The organism is Salinimonas chungwhensis DSM 16280, assembly GCF_000378185.1.
GTDB lineage: Bacteria > Pseudomonadota > Gammaproteobacteria > Enterobacterales > Alteromonadaceae > Alteromonas > Alteromonas chungwhensis.
The window spans coordinates 78807-96954 of sequence record NZ_KB899386.1 but is presented as its reverse complement, the minus strand read 5'-3'; the positions used below and the strand labels follow the sequence as shown (position 1 = coordinate 96954).

16 protein-coding genes are annotated in these 18148 nt (G+C 48.2%); 3 read left to right on the top strand and 13 right to left on the bottom strand.

Translation table 11 applies throughout. The features are described 5' to 3' along the window. Positions 1-18: 18 nt before the first annotated feature. The gene (locus F458_RS0114785; RefSeq protein ID WP_408640337.1) at positions 19-2454 is read right to left on the bottom strand and encodes a ligase-associated DNA damage response DEXH box helicase; all 2436 of its coding nucleotides are present in this window, start codon (positions 2452-2454) and stop codon (positions 19-21) included. Between the two features lie 140 nt (positions 2455-2594). On the opposite strand from F458_RS0114785, the gene F458_RS0114780 reads away from it, so the two are divergent. After that, complete coding sequence (locus tag F458_RS0114780; protein WP_026294700.1) at positions 2595-3620, top strand: ligase-associated DNA damage response exonuclease; 1026 nt, start codon at positions 2595-2597, stop codon at positions 3618-3620. Next, positions 3620-5197: a cisplatin damage response ATP-dependent DNA ligase gene (locus F458_RS0114775; protein ID WP_018984209.1), complete on the top strand. Its 1578-nt coding sequence runs from the start codon at positions 3620-3622 to the stop codon at positions 5195-5197. Before F458_RS0114780 ends, F458_RS0114775 begins: the two co-directional genes overlap by 1 nt. Here the strand turns inward: F458_RS0114775 and F458_RS0114770 are convergent, their stop codons facing one another. The 3 genes from F458_RS0114770 to ubiG all read right to left on the bottom strand — a co-directional run bounded on the left by F458_RS0114770 (position 5198) and on the right by ubiG (position 7303). Further along, a complete protein-coding gene (locus F458_RS0114770; RefSeq protein WP_018984208.1) occupies positions 5198-5851 on the bottom strand; it encodes a glutathione S-transferase family protein in 654 nt (217 codons plus the stop codon). Further along, positions 5851-6459, bottom strand: coding sequence for a glutathione S-transferase family protein (locus tag F458_RS0114765; RefSeq protein ID WP_018984207.1), 609 nt, complete (start codon positions 6457-6459; stop codon positions 5851-5853). The genes F458_RS0114770 and F458_RS0114765 overlap by 1 nt, the downstream gene beginning before the upstream one ends. A gap of 79 nt (positions 6460-6538) precedes the next feature. Then, the gene (gene ubiG / locus F458_RS0114760) at positions 6539-7303 is read right to left on the bottom strand and encodes a bifunctional 2-polyprenyl-6-hydroxyphenol methylase/3-demethylubiquinol 3-O-methyltransferase UbiG (protein WP_018984206.1); all 765 of its coding nucleotides are present in this window, start codon (positions 7301-7303) and stop codon (positions 6539-6541) included. Positions 7304-7396: 93 nt separating this feature from the next. Here ubiG and F458_RS0114755 point away from each other — a divergent pair, with 93 nt between their 5' ends. Further along, a complete protein-coding gene (locus F458_RS0114755; RefSeq protein WP_018984205.1) occupies positions 7397-7762 on the top strand; it encodes a DUF2237 family protein in 366 nt (121 codons plus the stop codon). Between the two features lie 22 nt (positions 7763-7784). Here F458_RS0114755 and F458_RS0114750 read toward each other — a convergent pair whose 3' ends face one another. From F458_RS0114750 to hfq, 9 genes are all read right to left on the bottom strand, one after another. Further along, positions 7785-9212, bottom strand: a complete 1428-nt coding sequence (locus F458_RS0114750) for an aldehyde dehydrogenase family protein (protein ID WP_018984204.1) — start codon at positions 9210-9212, stop codon at positions 7785-7787. Positions 9213-9224: 12 nt separating this feature from the next. Further along, positions 9225-10868, bottom strand: coding sequence for an acetolactate synthase large subunit (locus F458_RS0114745; protein WP_018984203.1), 1644 nt, complete (start codon positions 10866-10868; stop codon positions 9225-9227). A gap of 127 nt (positions 10869-10995) precedes the next feature. Continuing rightward, positions 10996-11415: a DUF4112 domain-containing protein gene (locus F458_RS0114740; protein WP_018984202.1), complete on the bottom strand. Its 420-nt coding sequence runs from the start codon at positions 11413-11415 to the stop codon at positions 10996-10998. Next, positions 11412-12491, bottom strand: a complete 1080-nt coding sequence (hemH, locus tag F458_RS0114735; RefSeq protein ID WP_018984201.1) for a ferrochelatase — start codon at positions 12489-12491, stop codon at positions 11412-11414. The genes F458_RS0114740 and hemH overlap by 4 nt, the downstream gene beginning before the upstream one ends. 110 nt (positions 12492-12601) lie before the next feature. Then, the gene (locus tag F458_RS0114730; protein WP_018984200.1) at positions 12602-14200 is read right to left on the bottom strand and encodes an AbgT family transporter; all 1599 of its coding nucleotides are present in this window, start codon (positions 14198-14200) and stop codon (positions 12602-12604) included. Positions 14201-14451: 251 nt separating this feature from the next. After that, positions 14452-15342 (bottom strand): protease modulator HflC, encoded by an 891-nt coding sequence (gene hflC / locus F458_RS0114725; protein ID WP_018984199.1) that lies wholly within the window; start codon positions 15340-15342, stop codon positions 14452-14454. 3 nt (positions 15343-15345) lie between these two features. Further along, entirely contained in the window at positions 15346-16500 is a 1155-nt protein-coding gene (gene hflK, locus F458_RS0114720; protein WP_018984198.1) for an FtsH protease activity modulator HflK, read from the bottom strand. A 26-nt stretch (positions 16501-16526) separates the two neighbouring features. Continuing rightward, on the bottom strand, positions 16527-17855 hold the full coding sequence (gene hflX, locus F458_RS0114715) for a ribosome rescue GTPase HflX (RefSeq protein ID WP_018984197.1): 1329 nt from the start codon (positions 17853-17855) through the stop codon (positions 16527-16529). A 17-nt stretch (positions 17856-17872) separates the two neighbouring features. Next, positions 17873-18127, bottom strand: a complete 255-nt coding sequence (hfq, locus tag F458_RS0114710) for an RNA chaperone Hfq (RefSeq protein WP_018984196.1) — start codon at positions 18125-18127, stop codon at positions 17873-17875. Positions 18128-18148 lie beyond the last annotated feature (21 nt).

Sequence of the window (18148 nt, the reverse complement as noted above, 5' to 3'; positions counted from 1 at the left end):
ACCTGTCTCTGTTTGTTGCTAATCTGCCCGCTCGCTCAGTAACGCTTTAACTTCATCCAGCATAGATTCGGCTTCTGCGTATAAATCTGCTTGCTCCATAAGTGCGTGGGCCCCTGCCCCTTTTACCTGTTCCGCGCGCACATCCAATACAATTGGAATGGACATAGGAGAGGCCTTTTCAAGATTCACCAGGCGAATTTTACCTACGAAGCGAATTAACATATCCGCCAGACGTTTCAAGTCAAGCAGTTCGCGTTCTGCATCAGCCCGCGTCACCTTCAGCAGGATATGGTCAGGGTCGTATTCGCGAAGAGTATCGTAAATAAGATCGGTAGAAAATGTTACCTGTTTCATTGTCTTATGGGTGCTATGAAAACGCTGTTCTGTCAGTCCGCTGACCACTGCTACGCGCCGAAAAGATCGTTTCAGCATAGGCGCCTGGAGCATCCAGTCTTCCAGTTCATCCCCCAGAATATCCGGAGAAAAAAGCTGCTCAACCTGGGTCTGAGTAACCGGATTAACTGACCAGATCGAAAGGCCGTAATCGGTAACGCTGAAAGACAAAGGCTTTAACCGCATTTTTTCCATACGTTTGGTCAGTAACATGCCCAGGGTCTGGTTTGCTTTACGACCTTCAAACGTGTAATACAGAGCAACATTAGTTTTGCGATATTCAAATTGTTCTACCAGAATGGTTTCCTTACCCGGTATTTGCGAAAACTGCTGTTGCAGATCAAGCCACTGACGTACCTGCGCTGGCAGAGCCGTCCACCGTTCAGGCGTTTCAAGCAATTCTCTGACCCCCTCAGCCAGAAAGGTCGACAAAGGCATCTGACCGCCCGCGTAACTGGGAATTTTAGGCTCACCGCCTTTGGCCGGACGAGCATGCAATTGCATATCTCTGATAGCTTCAAATTTAAGCACTTGACCTGCAAAGAAAAAGGTATCGCCATTAACCAGTTGCTGCGCAAAATGCTCTTCAACTTCGCCGATAATGGTTCCCTGATTACCGCGGCGAATACGTTTTACCTTTAATCGACCAGCTTCTACAATGGTTCCAATATTTTGCCGGTGGCGCTGAATGATGCGCTTAGAGGCCGGTACCCAGGCACCGTTTTCGGTTTGCATAAGACGGCGGTAGCGGTCATACGCTCTTAACGCATACCCCCCATCAACAGTGTATTGCCAGAGTTTCTCGAATTCTTCATGGTCTACCCCCTGATAGGGGGCTGCATCTAAAATCTGTGAGTAAAGGGTGTCCTGCGTTACCGGCCCACTGCAGGCGCAATTTAGAATAAACTGGGGCAAGATATCCAGCGCCCCGGGCAACGGGGTTTCGCCATCCAGCTCTCCGCGCTTGATGGCATCCATGGCAGCCTGACACTCCAGGGCTTCAAAGCGGTTGGCGGGTACTAATAATGCCTGACTGGGTTCGTCCAGCCGGTGGTTGGCTCGGCCAATGCGCTGTAAAAGTCGACTTACACCTTTTGGTGCTCCTACCTGGATCACCAAATCCACATTTCCCCAGTCAATACCTAACTCCAGTGCAGAGGTACATACTATGGCCCGTAACATCCCCTGAGACATGAGGTTTTCAGTTTTGCGCCGCTGTTCCTTACTTAATGACCCGTGATAGAGCGCTATGGGAAGACGCTGGCTATTTTTCTCCCAGAGCATCTGAAAAATCAATTCTGACTGCGCTCTGGTATTTACAAACACCAGGGTGGTTCCCGCCTGACAAATTTGCTGATAAATATCATCCATGGCATACCGAGCCATAAAGCCACCAAAAGGCATGCGGGCGCGGGACTTAAGCATACGAACTTTGGGCTTAACCGGCGCCTTGACCTGTAAAACGTGAGCCGGCTCACCGGTTCTGCCTAACCAGCCCGCCATAGCCTGAGGCTCTGCCACGGTGGCTGATAAACCGATGCGTCGCATTGTTGGCGCCAGAGACTGTAAACGCGCCAACGCCAAAGTGGTGAAATCGCCGCGCTTGTTCGCCACCAGGCTGTGTGCCTCGTCTACAATCACTGTGCTTAATTTGCCGAAAATTTTATGCGCCTCGGCATAAGAAAGCAGCAACATCAGCGATTCCGGGGTGGTGAGTAAAATATTGGGCGGCTTACGCCGTTGTCGTTGTCGTTTATGTGAAGGCGTATCGCCTGTGCGGGTTTCGACTGTGATGTCCAGCCCCATCTCTTCCACCGGTTCGAGCAAGTTACGATGGATATCCTGGGTCAGCGCTTTAAGTGGAGAAATGTAAAGTGTGTGTAGCCCTTCGGTAGGTGCATTGTACAATTCAACCAGCGAGGGTAAAAAGCCGGATAACGTTTTACCTGCCCCGGTGGGCGCAATCAGAAGCGTTGCAAAATGACCAGGTACTGCTTTGAGCATGGTCTTCTGATAGGCTCGTAAAGACCAGCCACGTCGTTCAAACCATTGGTTAAACAAATCCGGTAAAATGGGATTTTCTCACTTAATAAAATAATTCGCCGGCTGTATTTTACGCCGATGTCCGCGCTTAAGTTTATTTCATTCAACCATATTCATCCCTGCTTCGTATATCCAATGAGTTTTTACGGAGGTGTCATTTGCATCCACAAGAATGGGTTAGCGTTGAAGAGGCGGGATTATATTGCAGACCAGCGGACATCTACATTGACCCGATGTTGCCGGTTAACACCGCGATTGTAACTCACGGCCATGCCGATCACGCCAGAAGTGGCCACAATACGGTTTATGCCACGCCACAAACGCTGGCGATCATGACCACCCGCTATGGCGAAGAGATGGCCATCACCACCCATGAGCTGGCATATCGACAATCTGTACAACTTGGCAGTGCCGATGATCCGGTCATTATGACCTTATATCCGGCAGGACATATTATGGGCTCAAGTCAGGTTTTATTTGAATACCGGGGCAGCCGGCTAGTGGTCTCGGGTGATTATAAGCGCCGGCCTGACCCAACCTGCCCGCCCTTTGAGGTGGTGCCCTGTGACGTTTTTATCACCGAAGCGACGTTTGGCCTGCCTGTGTTCACCCACCCTCCGATTGCTGCAGAAATCGATAAGCTCATCACTTCTTTAAAGGTTTTCCCCCACCGTTGTCATTTAGTGGGAGCCTATGCACTGGGAAAATGCCAGCGTGTAATACTGGCACTGCGCCAGGCCGGATATACCAAACCCGTTTACCTGCACGGCGCCCTTATTCGCTTGTGTAATTTGTATCAGGAGCATGGCGTGGATCTGGGCGAACTGATAGCGGTGAATGATGTTGAGGATAGAAGCAGCCTTGCTGGGGAGGTAGTGATCGCGCCACCATCGGCACTGGTAGACCGGTGGTCAAGAGCCTTTCCTGATGTGCGCACTGTTATGGCTTCCGGGTGGATGCAGATTCGCGCCAGAGCCCGGCAAAAACAGGTAGAGTTACCACTTATTATTTCTGACCATTGCGACTGGCCTGAGCTCATCCAGACCATCAGTGAAGTGCAGCCCAACGAAGTATGGGTGACGCACGGTCGCGAAGATGCCTTGGTGCATCAGGCCACAAAAATGGGGTTCAAGGCAAAAGCATTATCGCTGCTGGGTTACGAAGACGATGAGGAGACCGGTTAATGGAAGCATTTGCTGATCTGCTGGAGCAGCTTTATTTTACGCCGGGCAATAATGCCAAAGCAGCGTTGATTATTGACTACCTGCGACATACTCCCGATCCTGACAGAGGCTGGGCGATTGCGGCAATGGCAGACACCCTTCGTTTTGACTTTTTCAAACGTAATGCAGTTAAACAACTCATGCTTGAACGTACCGACCCGGTATTGTTTGAGCTCAGTTACGATTATGTGGGCGAAATGAGTGAAACAGTAGCCCATTTGTGGCCCGCCAGGGAAACTACGTCCGCTATTGCATTGCCGGGATTAGGTGAAATTGTTGATCAGTTTTCTCAGGCCAAACGCACCGAGGTAAAACCATTGCTGGAGGGCTACCTAGATATCATGACAGCTTCTCAGCGCTGGGCGTTAATTAAACTCGGAACCCGGGGCCTGCGCATTGGTATCTCTGCCCGTTCCATGAAACAGATACTGGCGCGCTTTGGCGATACGGCAGTAGAAGAGATTGAGGCGCTCTGGCATGGCGTCAATCCGCCTTATACTGAGTTGCTCGCCTGGCTTGAAGGCCGCAGCAATAAGCCTGATATTTCTGATCAGGTGACCTTCCACCCGGTCATGCTGTCCCACCCCATCGACGAACAGGAGTTAGCAAAACTGACTCCCAGTGACTGGCAGATTGAGTATAAATACGATGGAATTCGTGTCCAGCTGGTTTGTACCAAAAACGGCAAAGCATTATTCAGTCGCACCGGTGATGACATCAGTCATGCATTTCCTGATCTGCTGGATACCATTGAAGAGCATTGTGTTTTAGACGGTGAATTGCTGGTTATGCATGGCGACCGAGTAGATACCTTCAATCAATTGCAGCAGCGCCTTAATAAGAAAAAACCGACCAGAAAACTTATGGAGAGCTTGCCCGCAGGACTGATGGTCTACGATGTGCTGAGTATTGATGACGAAAGCTACCATTCCCAGCCTTTAAAAGAACGGCGGTGCCGGCTTTCTCGGTTCGTGCAAGACAGCGCAAGCGAACGGCTCCATTTGTCTGCGGTACTTGAGGTAAAAACGCAGGATCAACTGGACACACAATATCGTCAGGCGAGCAACGACAAAGCAGTGGAAGGATTGATGCTGAAACGTCTGGACAGCCACTATATTCCTGGCCGTCCAAAAGGACAGTGGTATAAATGGAAGCGCGAGCCTAAGCTGGCAGACGCGGTCATCATGTATGCACAGCGCGGCCATGGTAAGCGTTCAAGTTTTTACTCTGACTTTACCTTTGGTGCCTGGGAAGGTGATACGCTGCTTCCTATCGGCAAAGCGTACTCTGGTTTTACCGATGAGGAGCTAAAGAAGCTGGATAATTGGGTCAGGCGCAATACGGTTGGTCGTTTCGGGCCGGTACGAGAAGTTGAAAAGTCGTTAGTCATCGAGGTGGCATTTGATGCCGCACATCCATCTAACCGGCATAAATCCGGTATTGCCTTGCGTTTCCCACGCTTTCACCGTATTCGCTGGGACAAACCGGCTGCAGAAGCTGACACCCTGGATACGGTCAAAAAATTAGTGGAAGCATAATTAAATTAAGGTCTTGCCCGCTTTCTGCAATGTTTCAGGCACGATTTTATATGGTATTTCTGTGCCTCGGCGAGCACCTGAGCGTGCTTCGATACTGTTTTTCCACCGCCTGAGATGCTCAAGCCCCTCGATAGATACGCCTGACCATTTGTAGGTCCGCACCCAACACCAGTTTGCCATGTCAGCAATGCTGTAATCATCTACCAGAAATTCCCGGTCGGCAAGGTGGCTATCCAGCACCTCAAAGAGCCTGCGGCATTCATTGTGGTAACGGGAAATGGCGGTGGGAATCGCTTCATCCATATAGCGGTAAAACACATTAGCCTGTCCCATCATCGGGCCGATGCCGCTCATCTGAAACATCAGCCACTGAGTCACCTGGTGACGTTTTTTAGCATCTGCAGGCAAAAATTTCCCTGATTTTTCCGCCAGGTAAAGCATGATTGCGCCCGACTCCGCGAGTGTGAAATCGTCGTTTTCATGATCAGTAATAACAGGAATTCGGTTATTTGGGTTGAGCGCTTTAAACCAGCTTTCTTTTTGCTGCCCTTTATGCAGATCGACATGATGCACCTGGTAAGGCAACTGCATTTCTTCCAGTGCTACAGACGCTTTCCAGCCATTTGGCGTAGGCGCGGTATAAAGCGTAATCATCAGGCTTTCACGCTGGGACGCTGATTGACCAGCTCATACCAACGTTGGATATTCCGATGATCTTCGGACAAGCGAATATCAACTACGCGGGCAAAATCGATAGCGCAAAGCGCTGTAATATCGGCGATAGAAAAGTCTTCTCCGGCAATATAGGTATTAAGTTCCAGACGCCGCTCCAAAATATGAAGATACTTAGACGCATTAATGCCTGCTTCCTTACCGTATTCTGGAACCGGCACCATTCGATCTTTGAAATAACCGGTGGTATGTTGAAAGCACATGCCAACCTGAACTAACAGCGCCATTTCTACCTGGCGTTGCCACATTGCTGTGATCGCCTTACTTTTTGCATCAACGCCCATTAGCGCTGGCTGTGGAACTGTATTTTCAAAATATGTACAGATAGCATCTGTTTCAGCAATACAGGTGCCATCATCCAGTTCCAGTACGGGCACCTTACCCAGCGGGTTTTTTGCCCGCATTTCCGCGGTCAGGTTTTCACCTTTTTGTATATCTAACTGAACATAGTCAACGTCCACACCTTTTTCTGCCAGAAAAATTCTGACACGACGAGGATTCGGGGCCGTTCGGGTTTCATAAATCTTCATAGCCGTACTCCTTTCCCAAGTCATGACAGACTACCGCTGAGCGGTACATAGTCAAATTATACTGATAAAGCGTAAAGTATCACTTTTCTGAATAGTGATAACACTGCATGTAATTTACGCGCATGCCCCGGCTGCGACGCCATTTTTTATTAAAAGGATTCATTACCATGCCGCACTTAAATGTTTTGTAAAAGTCACGACCCACCCATTTATCCAACTGACGTGGTTTTACAAACTTTCGCCATGAATGAGTGCCTTTGGGCAAATAGCCCATTACGTATTCTGCACCTATGATCGCTATAAGATAGCTGGCAAGCGTACGATTAAGGGTGGCCAGAATAAGCATGCCGCCGGGCTTTACCAGGCGTGTGCAATCTTTTATAAGCGCGGGCTGATCCGGCACATGCTCAACTACTTCTGCGTTGATCACTACATCGAATTTTTGCTCATTGCCCAGTTCCTCCACCAGGCAGTGCCGGTACTCGATATTCAGGCCTTCCTGCCTGGCATGACGCTTAGCCACTTCAATACTGATACTACTGGCATCAATGCCGGTGACATGCGCACCCTCTTTGGCCATCGCCTCACTGACCAGGCCGCCACCACAACCCACATCAAGAATTTTCAAATCGTGAAAGGCGTTGTCACCATTATGAGAGCGCCCAAAATGATGACAAATTTCGTGCAACATAATAGTCGTGCGGGCGCGGTTAAATTCCAGAGCGGTTTTATACTCACCCTCCGGGTCCCACCAGGATTCTGCCAGCTTATCAAACCGGGCGATTTCCTCTGCGGAATAATTTTCACTATCCCGGGCTTTACTTTTTTTACTTTTATCGAGCATACAAAGCCTCTAATGAATAGGTCGTAATGGTTGCCATAACTGATGCAATTTTATACTCTCAAAGGCAAGGTTTTGATTAGAAAGGGATATACAATGGCAAATGAAACCAATGTTTTTGGCAAGCCGCTAATGTTGTGCTGCGGAAATTCAGGCTTTACCCGGGAAGGTTTTTGCGCCGTTCCCCCTGCCGATTTTGGCAATCATAGTATCTGTGCAATTGTCGATGAACCATTTTTAACATTCTCTGCAAGGCGGGGAAATGATTTAATGTCGCCACGTCCTGATATGATGTTCCCGGGTCTTGCTCCCGGCGATCGATGGTGTCTTTGCGCGGCCAGATGGTGGGAAGCACATCAGGCTGGCGTCGCACCCAAAGTCGTTCTGGCAGCTACCCATAAAAAAGCGCTGGATGTGGTTCCCCTTTCTGTTTTAAAGGCGTATGCCACAGAGCCAGCGTAGCTGTTTGGTCCAACTCGCGAGGTTATGGGCGGCGAATAACTAACAGTCGGGTTTCTGTCATATCCTCGATTGCATAGCGAACCCCCTCACGGCCCAGCCCTGAGTCTTTGATTCCGCCATAAGGCATATTATCAACGCGCCAGCTGGGTACATCGCCGATGATTACCCCACCAACTTCCAACTCATCCCATGCTTGCTGGATTTTATAAATGTCTCGGGTAAATACGCCGGCCTGTAACCCGTAACGGCTATTGTTTGCTTCTTTCAGGGCTTCATCGTAGCTACTGAATTTGTATAGTACAGAGACAGGGCCAAATGCTTCTTCCTGACTGACATCGCAATCTTTTGGCACGTTTTCCATAACGGTTGCTTCCAGCATAGCACCATCGCGGCCTCCGCCAGCCAGCACGGTCCCCCCCTGCTCTTTGGCATGATTAATCCAATTTTCCAGCCGCTCCGCTTCTGATTCAGCAATCATCGGTCCGATGAATGTATCTTCATCCAGAGGATCACCTGACACCAGTTCAGACACGCGTTTAACGTATTGTTCTTTAAAGGCATCGTAAATACTGTCATGGATCAGTAGTCGCTGAACACTGATACAGCTTTGACCAGATTGATAATAAGCCCCGACAATAATACGATCGATGGCATCATCAATGTCTGCATCTTCATCTACAATACAGGCAGCATTACCGCCCAATTCAAGTACCACCGGCTTTTTGCCGGCTTTGGCCTTGAGTTCCCAACCGACGTCCGGTGAGCCAGTGAAGCTTAACAATTTCAGACGCTCATCTGTGGTGAATAAATCGGCACCGTCGCGGCTACAAGGCAGTATAGAAAACGCGCCTTTTGGCAAGTCCGTTTCGGCAAGTATTTCACCAATAATCAGTGCGCCAATGGGCGTTTTAGAAGCTGGCTTGAGTACAAATGTACATCCGGCTGCGATGGCTGGAGCAACCTTGTGGGCCGTGAGATTTAACGGAAAGTTAAATGGTGAAATAAAGGAACACGGGCCAATAGGCACTTTTTTAGTCATACCCTGATAACCCCGGGCACGCTCAGATATCTCCAGATTAATCACTTCGCCGTTGATCCGTACACTTTCTTCAGATGCGATTCTGAATGTGTCGATAAGTCGGGTGACTTCCCCTTTTGCGTCTTTAATTGGCTTACCTGCTTCGATACACAGCGCTTTAGCCAGTTCATCTGCGCGCTCTTCAAAACGTTTTACGCAATGGTCCAACACCGCTTTACGCTCAAACGGTGTCATTTTTGTCATCGCAGGCTGGGCTTTTTCCGCCGCATCAATGGCCTGATCAATAACATCCGCGCCAGCCTTGGCGACTTTAGTGGCAGTCTTTTGCGTAAACTTATTGGTAACTTCTAAATCTTCATTGGCATAAACCGGCTCATTAGCCAGATAATAGGGATAGCTGTCTTTCAACATAACGAAGGCTCCTTAAAGCTTAGCGCTTAGTTCTTTAATAGTGTGGTTCAGCGTTTCATCATTCAGGCTATAGTCCACGGGGCAATCAATTAGGTGAACACCCGGCGTATCCAGGCAGTGTTGCAACGTAGTAGCCACTTCGCTGGTTTGTTCGATTCGCCAGCCTTGAGCGCCATAAGATTTGGCATACTCAACTAAGTCGGGATTGCCGTAATCCAGGCCGAAGTTGCCAAACTCCATGTGCGACTGTTTCCACTTAATCATTCCATAGGCATCATCGCGCAGGACAATCACCACCAGATCAAGATTCAGACGCACGGCCGTCTCCAACTCCTGGCTGTTCATCATAAAGCCACCGTCACCACAGACGCTGACCACCGGAACATCGGGGTGAACCAGTTTCGCTCCTATAGCTGATGGCAGGCCAGCACCCATACTTGCCAGCGCATTATCCAACAGTAGTGTATTAGGTGCATATGCTGGATAATTTCGGGCAAACCATATCTTGTAAATGCCATTATCTAACGTAACAATACCGTTTTCAGGCATTACCTTTCTCACGTCACGCACAAAGCGTTCGGGCAGGACAGGAAACCGATTATCGTCTTCTGCGACCTTCCGGTGCTTCACATACGCATCATGGACATCTTTATAAAAATCCAGCTTCCAGGTGTCCTGAGGAATCAAATCTTCTTTTATTTGCCAAATGCTATTGGCTATATCGCCGACCACTTCCAACTGCGGAAAGTAGACTGGATCTACTGCCGCTGAATCGAAATTCACATGAATAACCTTCTGATCTTCATCTGCATGCATGAAAAAGGGTGGTTTTTCTACCACGTCATGTCCAACATTAATAATCAGGTCCGCACGATCAATAGCCCGATGAACAAAGTCGCCATCAGATAACGCTGTATTACCGGCAAATAGTGGGTCACTTTCATTAAGTACACCTTTACCCAATTGGGTAGTTACAAACGGAATACCTGTTTTGTCCACAAATTGACGGAGCATTTTTGCCGTGAGTTTGCGATTTGCACCAGCGCCGATCAACAGTAGCGGTGAGGTCGACTGCTCAATCATCTCAACCGCCCGGTTGATGGCTTTGTACTCTGCTATGGGGCGGCGCGATAAGGTTGGCTTAATCAGTGGCATAGTCGTATTTTCAGCGGCAATATCTTCGGGCAATTCGATGTGGGCGGCGCCGGGACGCTCTTCATGTGCCACTCGAAAAGCTTCGCGCACCACTGAAGGTATGCGCTCGCCGCTGACAATTTGGGTGGTGTACTTGGTGATCGGTCGCATCATATCTACGATATCGATAACCTGAAAACGCCCCTGCTTAGAGGTTTTAATCGGCTTCTGGCCGGTTATCATCAGCATCGGCATAGCGCCCAACTGCGCATAGGCAGCTGGTGTAACCAGATTTGTTGCACCCGGACCTAGAGTGGAAAGACAAACGCCCACTTTACCTGTTAGCCGGCCATAGGTAGCGGCCATAAAGCCGGCGCCTTGTTCGTGGCGAGTCAAGACGAGTTTAATAGATGATGTTCTGAGTGACTCAAGTAAGTCGAGATTTTCTTCGCCGGGAATACCGAAAATGTATTCAACACCTTCTGCTTCCAGGGCTTTGACGAACAGGTCTGAGGCTTTCATCCGTTATCTTGCTCCTTTTTATTTTGCGAAGTTTGCGCAAAGAGCTGCGTGATAATGGCTACGGCTGCACGTATGAAAGCGATTAATTCATGACACGATTAGATTAATGAGAGTCAGTTTTATACATTTAAGTGCGCTGTTCCTGCTCCCACTCGCTCAATTGCTCCCGAGCGCTGCTACGAATCTCACCTTCGTTTTGGGAGAGCCACCATTTTTCCATCAATTTTACATTACGCTTGTTACCTTTAAAGAAAAAGTCAGCCACATCACCGACCAGCGGCACAAGGCCTACAACAAAATCCATCGCAACATTTTTAAACATTTTTTCGATAAGAGGTTTGGGCATTCCCATTTTGTGACCTAAACGAATAATTCGCACCGCGATGGCCGTAGTGATCACGTCACCAACACCGGGGATCAAGCCGATAATACCGTCCAGACCAACACGGTAGCCGATGACAGGTATGCGAAATGCACTATCCAGCAGGTTAGCAAGCTTCTGCGCTTGCTTTAGTTCTGAAGGGATCTGACGCGTCGTCGTGGTCATTTTTCTGCTCCTAGCTGCCTGGCCCGCTGTGCTCTTTCTGAATTATCCTGTGAGGTATGCCAGCCATGCAGATTTTGCTCAATCAGAGAAAACAACATATCGATATGACTTTTGTCGCTGTTAAGCGCGGCAATGTATTCATAGCGTTTACCACCAGCGTGCATGAAATACTCGCGGTTTTCTTCGCCAATTTCCTCAATGGTTTCCAGACAATCTGAAGAGAAGCCGGGACATACTACCTGCAGAGAATTAACCCCCTGCTTAGGCAGTGATTTCATTGTTTCGTCTGTATACGGTTGCAACCACTCTTCGCGACCAAAACGAGACTGAAATGTGGTCATATATTCATTATCTTCCAGTCCCAGCTCTTCAGCAAGCAGGCGCGAAGTTTTGTAGCACTGACAATGATAGGGGTCGCCATTGAGCAAATAACGCTTGGGTATACCGTGATAGGACATCAGTAATTTATCGGCTTTGCCGTGCTCTTCCCAATGTGCGCGAATCTTATCAGCCAGCGCCCTGATGTAATCTGGACGATCATGATATTGCGTGATAAAACGTAATTCGGGCATCCACCGACGAGAAGTAAAGTCCTGAGCCACCGCATCAAACGTCGAAGCGGTGGTTGAAGCACAATATTGCGGGTATAAGGGTAATACAACCAATTTTCGTGCGCCCTTTTCCATTAACCGGTCAATCGCGCCGGCAATAGAGGGATTGCCGTATCGCATGGCATAATCAACAATTACATTATCGCCGTAGGCTTGCTTACATTTATCTGCCAACGCTTTATGCTGAGCCTTTGTAATCGCCAATAGCGGCGACCCCTCCTCTGTCCATACTGTTTCGTAAGCTTTAGCAGATCGGCGTGGGCGGATGTTCAGAATTACGCCGTTAAGAATAAACCACCAAATAAAACGAGGAACTTCGACGACCCTGGGGTCTGATAAAAATTGTTTGAGGTATGGTCGCAGCGCTGAGGATGTGGGGCTGTCTGGTGTGCCAAGATTGGTGATCAATACACCGAGTTTATCCGGGGCATCGTGAGAAAAATTTGTGCTTCCCTTGTACTTCATAGCGTTAACCTGCTGACAGATAAGAATTTTATGTGTACTAAGTATACCGTATCACATCACTTTTTGATCGTTACATCGGTGTAAAAAAGGCAGCTTACGCTGCCTCTTCTCTATCCGTAATAAGTGGCTGCCCCGGGCCCCACTGGCATACCCAACAAGAACACCCAGATGAAGAAAAGTAACATCCAGCCTACAATGAACACCATAGTGTATGGCAACATCATTGCAATAAGCGTCCCCATGCCCAGATCTTTACGATAGCGTGCCGCCATGGCCAGGATGAGGCCAAAGTAGCTCATCATCGGAGAAATAACATTGGTTACCGAGTCGCCGATACGGTAGGCGGCCTGAATTACCTCAGGGGCATAACCAAGCAGCATCAGCATTGGTACAAAAATCGGCGCTGTTACTGCCCATTGTGCCGATGCACTTCCCAGCGAAAGATTAACCACCCCACACATCAGGATGAAAAGAATAAATACTGCGGGCCCATCCAGCCCCACTGACTGCAGCAACGCCGCGCCCTTTACCGCAAGCACGGTTCCCAGGTTTGTCCATTTAAAGAAAGCAACAAATTGGGCCGCGAAAAAAACCAATGTTATGTAAAGGCCCATGGAGCCCATGCTTTTAGACATGGCATCAATGATATCTTTATCATTTTTCATTGTTCCTGCAATGCGTCCATAGACAAAACCGGGAATGGCAAAGGTTATGAATATAAACGCGACTATACCTTTCAAAAAGGGGCTGTTCTGCACCTCACCAGTTTCCGGATTTCGCAAAATTCCCCATTCAGGCACAATCGTCAATGCCAGTACGGCGCACGTGACAAGAAAAGATATACCCGCCCAGGCCAGTGCTTTTTTCTCCTGCTTAGTGGGCGGATCCATTTGCTGCTTCTCCAGACCGGCTGGCGCATGTGACTCATCAAACTGGCCAAGGCGTGGTTCAACAATTTTATCCGTGACCAGCGCGCCCATTATTGCCACCACAAAGGTACTGATAAACATAAAGTACCAGTTCACTTCAGGACCGACGACATAATCCGGGTCAATCATTTGCGCCGCCGCTTCGGTAATACCCGATAACAATGGATCAACAGTACCCAACAGCAAGTTGGCGCTATAACCGGCTGAAACACCGGCAAAAGCTGCTGCCAAACCGGCCAGAGGATGGCGCCCCAACGAATGAAAAATCATTGCGGCGAGCGGAATTAACACAACATAACCGAGCTCTGATGCCGTATTTGAAACAATGCCGGCAAAAACAATTGCAAATGTGACCACGCGCTTGGGCGCATTCATGACCAGTCCGCGCATCGCCGCCGATAGCATCCCCGAATGTTCAGCAACCGAGACCCCCAACAGCGCAACTAGCACCGTACCCAATGGCGCAAAGCCGGTGAAATTTGTTACCAGATTCGTCACAATGCGCTGCAATCCTTCGGCACTCATCAGAGATACCACACTGATGACGCCAGTTGGGCTTCGTCCCGACGCGCCCTCGGGCCGGGGATCGGCGACCGCGATATCGAAATACCCCAGAACTCCGCTGATAAATACGATACCCACCGCAAGGATGGCAAACAAAGTTACGGGATGAGGAAGTAGGTTACCCAGCCACTCCACCGTGGTCAGAAACCGGGCGAAAAGCCCCCCCTGCGCCTGCTCCTCATAAGCAGAACGAGATTGTGATTTATTGGAAGACAAACTGATACCTCTGACTTTATTTCGTTGCGACTCCCGCTTATTGGATTCACGCACAACGGTTTAATATCTTATTTTTTGAAGCGCGATTGTAGCGTAATCCGTATCGTGACGCACATTTTGTGAAATAAACGTTAAGGTGTCCCGTTTTTTCAATAGCTTAGCTGTTGTCAAAAGTAAGATACCCAATCACCAGCAAGCCTTAGATACAAAAAAACCAGCCCGAAGGCTGGTTTTTCCAATTACTAACAGTATCAGTTGTCGCGACGGCCGGAACTACTATTCAGGTAACGGAAGAACTCGCTATCGGGTTCAACAACCATAATATCCTGTTTAGAGTCGAAGCTGACTTTATAGGCATCCATACTACGCAGGAAACTGTAAAAGTCAGCATTTTTAGCATACGCCGAGGCGTATATCTGCGCAGCTAGGGCGTCACCTTCACCTCGAACCTGACGGGCATTTCGCTCAGCATCAGCAAGCATTACAGTAACTTTTGCATCGATATCTGCACGAATCACTTCTGCTTGCTCACGTCCCTCTGAGCGATGCTCACGGGCCACGGCAGCACGTTCTGCACGCATACGCTGGAAAATCGAATTACTTACTTCAGTAGGTAAGTTAATTTGCTTAACCCTGACGTCAACAATTTCAATACCTAACTCATCGGAAGATGTTGATGCTTGCTGCATAGCTTGATCCATCAAAGCTGAACGCTCACCAGAAACTATCTGATTAATGGTTCGGGTACCAAACTCAGAACGAAGACCATTGTTAACCTTTTGCTTTAACAGCGCTTCAGCCTGTAATTGATTGCCGCCTGTGGACAAATAATAGCGGGCAAAATCATCTATCCGCCATTTTACATAGGAGTCAACAATAAGGTCTTTCTTCTCTTCAGTAACAAACCGGTCAGCACGGTCATCAACGGTCTGAATCCGCGCATCAAGCTTTTTCACCGAATCAATAAAGGGGATCTTAAAGTGCAGGCCTGGTTCGAAAACCCGGGTATCGCCAGTTTGATCATCGCGCTGGACTTTACCAAACTGAATGACAATAGCACGTTCGCCTTCGCGTACTGAAAACAATGAGCCGGATGCCAACGCAATAAGGAGAATAAGTACAACAACAACCAAATTTTTCATGACTTACTGACCTCCATTATTAAAACGGCTATTTCGCAGTCCGCTGGTAGGGCTACTATTGGTGCCAGACCCATTATTCATATTCTGCAAGTCTTCCATCTGAAGCGCCGGCAGTGTGTTTCTGGAGGCGTTCGGATTTTCAGAGCGTCCACTCATTATCTTATCGAGAGGCAAATACATCATATTGTTGCCATTTTTGCTATCCACCAGGATTTTACTGGTATTACTAAATACCGTTTCCATTGTTTCTATGTAAATCCGATCTCGGGTGACCTGAGGCGCCTCTTCATATTGTGGCAATAGTTCTTCAAATCGGGCAATTTCACCCTGAGCTTCAAGAATTATTTGCTCTTTATAGGCTTGCGCTTCTTCATTCATCCGGTTGGCTCGGCCGCGGGCACGTGGTTCGATTTCCCGGGCATAAGCTTCTGCTTCACGAATAAAGCGCTGCTCATCTTCCTGTGCAGAGATCGCATCATCAAATGCATCTTTAACTTCTTCAGGCGGCCTTGCGTCCTTGAAGTTCATATCTATGATTGAAACACCCATGTTGTAGGGTTCAATAATCGTTTGAAGCTCTTCCCAAACCCGTTGACGGGTGACTTCACGACCATCGGTTAAAACATCATCCATTTCAGAATGACCCACCACATAGCGAATAGCGCTATCCAGCGCCTGGCTAAGACTCGTTTCCGGGCTTTCTACCGCAAATGTCCAGTTGAACGGATCTACAACACGATATTGCATCTCCATTTCTACCCGCACCACGTTTTCATCTTCGGTTAACATGGAGCCGGAAGATCCCTGGTCACGAATAGACTGAACATCCACAGGAATAACACTGTCAATAAACGTTGGTTTCCAGTGCAATCCGGGCTCTACTTCGGTATAAAATTCACCAAAGCGTAACACTACACCTCGTTCGGCCTCACGGACGGTATAAAACCCGCTAACAAACCAAATAACAACCAGCAATCCAACCAACAGGCTTATGCCCATGGTCCCCATGCTTTTGCCAGAGCCGCCATTACCGCCGCCCTTTTTAAATTTGCCAAACAGGTTTTTAAACACATCGTCTAAATCTGGTGGTCCCTGTTCTTTGTTCCCACGGTTTTTCCACGGGTCGTTCTTATTGCCACCCGGCTCATTCCAAGCCATGCTAATACTCCATAAAGTGGTTTAAATTAAGTCTCTTGGTTGGGGTTATCATGCTGAGTCAGAGCATCGTCATAGTCAACAAAATTAGATAACCCCTTATCCAGCCGCTTTTCCAGTCTATTCCAGTCGGAAGCTGGCATTCTGATTGTTACCACCCAGTCGCCATTCTTAGCGTAAGACTCTTGCGCAATACAGTTCAGATCATACAAAACGCCACGTAAATGACTATCTTCAGGTGGAATGCGTAACGTGTAATCTACCATATTTCGGGCAAGACATTCTGTTAATGCTTCACTTAACAGCTCCAGACCGTTCGCTTCGCGTGCAGATAGCCATACCCTGATAGGTATACCTTCATCATTCCTGTCTATACGCGGTTTTACTTCGTCAAGATTATCAATCTTATTACAGATAAGTAACTGTGGCTTATCGCCAGCTTCAATCTCATCGAGAACTTCATTTACCTCATCCATGGTTTCGCGATAACGCGCATCAGAAACATCCACGACATGCAACAATAAATCAGCTTCCTGCGTCTCTTGCAATGTCGCCTTAAAGGCAGCAACCAAATCGTGCGGCAGATGACGGATGAATCCCACCGTATCAGCTATGATTGTTGGTCCAACATCCTGCAATTCTAGTTTACGCAGTGTCGGATCAAGTGTAGCAAACAACTGATCGGCTGCATAAACATGTGCATCTGTTATCTGATTAAACAATGTCGATTTGCCAGCATTAGTATAGCCCACTAGAGAAACGGTAGGAATTTCAGCGCGTTTGCGGGAACGCCGTCCTTGCTCTCGTTGTTTCTGAACCTTTTCTAAACGCCGCACAATAGATTTGATACGTCCACGCAGTAGTCGACGATCCGTTTCTAATTGCGTTTCACCCGGCCCACGTAAGCCAATCCCGCCTTTTTGACGTTCAAGGTGCGTCCAGCCACGAATAAGGCGGGTAGAGATATGTCGTAATTGGGCAAGTTCTACCTGTAATTTACCTTCATGAGTACGCGCGCGTTGCGCAAAGATATCCAGGATCAAGCCTGTCCGATCCAGTACCCGGCACTTACAGATTGATTCGAGGTTACGCTCCTGAGAGGGTGAAAGCGAGTGATTAAAAATAACCACATTCGCCTCATTCGCCTTCACAGCAGCTGCAATTTCTTCGGCTTTGCCAGAACCAACAAAATATTTTGCATGGGGAGAGTTGCGCGACGTCGTCAGAACATCCGCAGCATTAACACCCGCAGAAGAAACCAGCAACTCTAATTCAGCCAGTTCTTCTTTTGAGTTTTCATCGGCAAAGTTAACATGAACAAGAACGGCCTGCTCACCGGCTTCATAACGGTCAAACAAGCAATATTCCTTTTTGGTTAGTCAGTTTTAATATTTTCAGCATCCCCTTGGGTTGTACTAGGCATCGTAATGGCACGAGCAGGCACCACTGTAGAGATAGCGTGCTTGTAAACCATTTGGCTTACCGTATTTTTTAACAGAATAACAAACTGGTCGAATGACTCGACCTGACCTTGTAGTTTTATTCCGTTCACAAGGTAAATTGACACAGGGATACGTTCCTTGCGTAGTGCGTTCAAGAATGGGTCTTGTAAAGATTGCCCTTTAGCCATCTGTAATCCTTAATTTTTATT

Excerpts from the sequence above, each read along its gene's own strand:
- F458_RS0114775 (WP_018984209.1), top strand. The coding sequence starts at position 3,620 with ATGGAAGCATTTGCTGATCTGCTGGAGCAGCTTTATTTTACGCCGGGC.
- F458_RS0114770 (WP_018984208.1), bottom strand. The coding sequence starts at position 5,851 with ATGATTACGCTTTATACCGCGCCTACGCCAAATGGCTGGAAAGCGTCT.
- F458_RS0114765 (WP_018984207.1), bottom strand. The coding sequence starts at position 6,459 with ATGAAGATTTATGAAACCCGAACGGCCCCGAATCCTCGTCGTGTCAGA.
- ubiG (WP_018984206.1), bottom strand. The coding sequence starts at position 7,303 with ATGCTCGATAAAAGTAAAAAAAGTAAAGCCCGGGATAGTGAAAATTAT.
- F458_RS0114755 (WP_018984205.1), top strand. The coding sequence starts at position 7,397 with ATGGCAAATGAAACCAATGTTTTTGGCAAGCCGCTAATGTTGTGCTGC.
- F458_RS0114750 (WP_018984204.1), bottom strand. The coding sequence starts at position 9,212 with ATGTTGAAAGACAGCTATCCCTATTATCTGGCTAATGAGCCGGTTTAT.
- F458_RS0114745 (WP_018984203.1), bottom strand. The coding sequence starts at position 10,868 with ATGAAAGCCTCAGACCTGTTCGTCAAAGCCCTGGAAGCAGAAGGTGTT.
- F458_RS0114740 (WP_018984202.1), bottom strand. The coding sequence starts at position 11,415 with ATGACCACGACGACGCGTCAGATCCCTTCAGAACTAAAGCAAGCGCAG.
- hemH (WP_018984201.1), bottom strand. The coding sequence starts at position 12,491 with ATGAAGTACAAGGGAAGCACAAATTTTTCTCACGATGCCCCGGATAAA.
- hflC (WP_018984199.1), bottom strand. The coding sequence starts at position 15,342 with ATGAAAAATTTGGTTGTTGTTGTACTTATTCTCCTTATTGCGTTGGCA.
- hflK (WP_018984198.1), bottom strand. The coding sequence starts at position 16,500 with ATGGCTTGGAATGAGCCGGGTGGCAATAAGAACGACCCGTGGAAAAAC.
- hfq (WP_018984196.1), bottom strand. The coding sequence starts at position 18,127 with ATGGCTAAAGGGCAATCTTTACAAGACCCATTCTTGAACGCACTACGC.